This is a genomic window from Psychromonas sp. (assembly GCF_983033635.1).
In genome coordinates, this window is sequence record NZ_CEZLMY010000281.1 from 1 (window position 1) to 2,908 (window position 2,908).

A 2,908-nucleotide genomic window follows, 5' to 3' on the forward strand; every position below is an offset into this window, starting at 1 on the left:
CTGAAAATAGAGAGTGAACTCATTGTGTGCTAAGCCATAATGCATCTGTTTTTGCAAAGTATGGCGCGCAAGAATTTTTTGCTCTATCTCTTTAGCAAAAAAACTAATATTACTAAAGTGGTTTTCATGGGCGTTTTTCATTGCCATTGCCGATTGGCGCAATAAATCTTTAGCATCAGTATCATCTGCAGGAAATAGTGCAATTCCTAATGCGCAGGAAAGTCTTACTTGTTCAGCGGAGATTTCAAATGGTAAATTCAATTTGATATCCAATTTTTTTACATATTCTAATGCCATTTCAGCAGCACGTTCACTATCACTATGCAGATCCGGTAAAATAATGACAAATTCACTGCCTTGCAGATGCGCAATAAAATCAGGGCCTGATTTACAATTTTCAAGGCGACGGGCAATTAAATAAAGTAATTCATCACCTTTAAAATGCCCTTGCAGATCATTAATTGTTTTATATTGATTACACTCAATAAATACAATCGCACCGTTTAAATTATTATGTTTTGCGCGAGAAACCTCTTGAGCAATATGAATTAAAAGCTGACTTCTGTTGGGTAACTGGGTAACGTCATCAAATTGTGCTTGCTGTTTAATTTTTTCCTGTGATTCTTTATACAAGCTGACATCAGTATTTGTGCCGATAACACGTAAAGGTTGCCCATCAGCATCCCATGAGACAGTTTGACCTCTGCTTAAAATCCAGCGATATTCACCGTTCTGGCAGCGAATTCTATGAGTATTCTCAAAAAATGAATTTTTGCCTACAAAGTGAAACTTTAAATCCTGCAAGACTTTAAACAGATCTTCACTATGAATTCGAGATTCCCATTCATTAATATCATTCTTGATATCTTCTTTTCGATATCCGAGCATCTCCTTCCAGCGAGATGAGTAATAAACCTCATCTTTTTGAATATCCCAATCCCAAACGCCATCTCTTGCACCACTTAGTGCATATAACCAACGTTGCTCACTGGCTGAAAGGGTATTGATATTTTTCTTTACTTCCTCTGCTAACTGGGCAAATGAATGCTGTAATATTCCTATTTCGCCCAAACCAGATTTATCAATTTCAATCTGGTTACTTAAATCCGATATTTTAGTTGAAAGAGCCAATTTATTAAGTGGCCGAATAACAATACGGTTAATAAAGTAGAGCAGTAAAAATATTGCTACCAATAATGTGATTGAAAATTTAATTAATGAAATAAGTGCATCATAGCGTAAAGAGGTAATCGCGTTAGTTAGTGAATAACGCATGAATATTAAACCGTTAAATTCCCGATTTAAACTATTGCCTGTAGAGAGCATTTGTAATGGCGCATAAACGATCAACTCTTGTGTTATATCGTTGTATTGAAAAACAAATTCATTTTTTTCAATTACCTGCTGAAGAAGATTTCCGTCATAGTATGCTAACTGTAATTTTGCAAACATATACTTTTTACGTAAATTATTACTCAAGACAATTTGCTGATTATGATCGACAATCGCAATACTTTTAAAATCGGGATCAAGTGCGGTAACTGATACTATCTGCTGCGCTTGCGCTTTTTCTAAGCGCATTAGTGAATTTGACAAAGTTGTCTGTAAATTCCCGGCAATACCTTTTACATATTGCTCTTTTTCACTGTATAACCTATGTTGTGCTTGTTGGAACTCTAAAAATAATACACTCCCCTGCAATACAATAAAAACTACAAAAAGTACTAAAGGGATAATCACTCGAAGAGATAACTTGCTCATATTATTCATAAATAACACGCTCCAGAATTCTCGTTGAAATCAAGTGAGCAAAATCAGATGGAATTTTTCCAAGCATATTTTTTCGTGTCATAAAGTGACTTAAACGATTTGCCTGCAGTTCGATATTCGATGGCGAGCCTGACATAGACATTAAAGCTTCCCGAGGTTCAATAAATCGCGTCCCGAGAAAGGCCTGTTCTAATAGGTATGGATAGAGTTGCAGCCTTACTGACATAGTTGTCACTGCTTGTTTGCTGTTTTTTAGATAATAGTCATGAGCTTGATAAAAACGTTTTAATAATAGTGTTATCTGCTCTTCTTTACTGATGTAAATATCTTCTCTGACGACCATTAAATGAGTGATACGTTGCTCAAGTATATTTGAATTAACTAACTCCCTCGCGCCTAACGCTAAAAGTTGTTGTTTCTGTGGTTCTCTGACAATCAAGGCATCAATATTATCTTTCATGTAAAGATCTTTAGCTTCATTTTGTTTAACTTCTAAAAGTTGAACTGTTTGATTATTTAATCCCGTTAAATTAAATGTTTCACTTAATAATAAAGCACCCGCAGCTTTATTTTCATATCCAATTGAGTGCCATTTTAAATCCTGCAGTGTTTTTATCTCTGGCTTTGCTAACAGTGCGTCACCACCAATAGATTGATCAATAACAGTAATCACTTTCAGATCAATGCCAAGTGCCACAAGTGTTAATACTTCATCGAGAGAAAGAAAGGCAACATCTAACTTACCAGTTTGAAAAGCTTGAATAACACTGGTCGAAGATGGCAGTTCAAACAGCGAAAACTGGCGAGGGTCAAGGTATTTCAACTCTTTTGCTAAAAACAGAAACTCAAAGCTTGGCCAGGGAGCCGCACCAACTGTTAATGAACTTTTATAGGGGCTGCAGCTCGATAAGCCGATAACAATAAAGATAAGAGTAGCTATTCGTCTAGCTATAGAGAATGGAATTTTCATAGGAATCCAAATCAAAACAGATCATTTAAGATTTAAAATTAGATTTTAGGATCATGACAGAAATAATTTGATAAAAAAACAGCTAGTTACATGAAAATAACTGTTTTTTATCATAATGAGAGTTGGGCAAACTAAATGGTCTGAAGCTTTTGTAGCGCTTCAATACGC

2 protein-coding genes are annotated in these 2,908 nt (G+C 35.3%); both read right to left on the reverse strand.

Going from position 1 to position 2,908, the window contains the following annotated elements:
* Positions 1–1,761, reverse strand: a 1,761-nt coding sequence (locus AC4GME_RS18480; RefSeq protein WP_490380009.1) for a diguanylate cyclase domain-containing protein, incomplete at its 3' end; no start/stop codon positions are given.
* Position 1,762: 1 nt separating this feature from the next.
* Positions 1,763–2,740 (reverse strand): ABC transporter substrate-binding protein, encoded by a 978-nt coding sequence (locus AC4GME_RS18485; RefSeq protein ID WP_490378561.1) that lies wholly within the window; start codon positions 2,738–2,740, stop codon positions 1,763–1,765.
* Between the last annotated feature and the right edge of the window lie 168 nt (positions 2,741–2,908).

Bases quoted from the DNA above. Each gene is read 5' to 3' on its own strand.
- AC4GME_RS18485 (WP_490378561.1), bottom strand. From the start codon at position 2,740: ATGAAAATTCCATTCTCTATAGCTAGACGAATAGCTACTCTTATCTTT.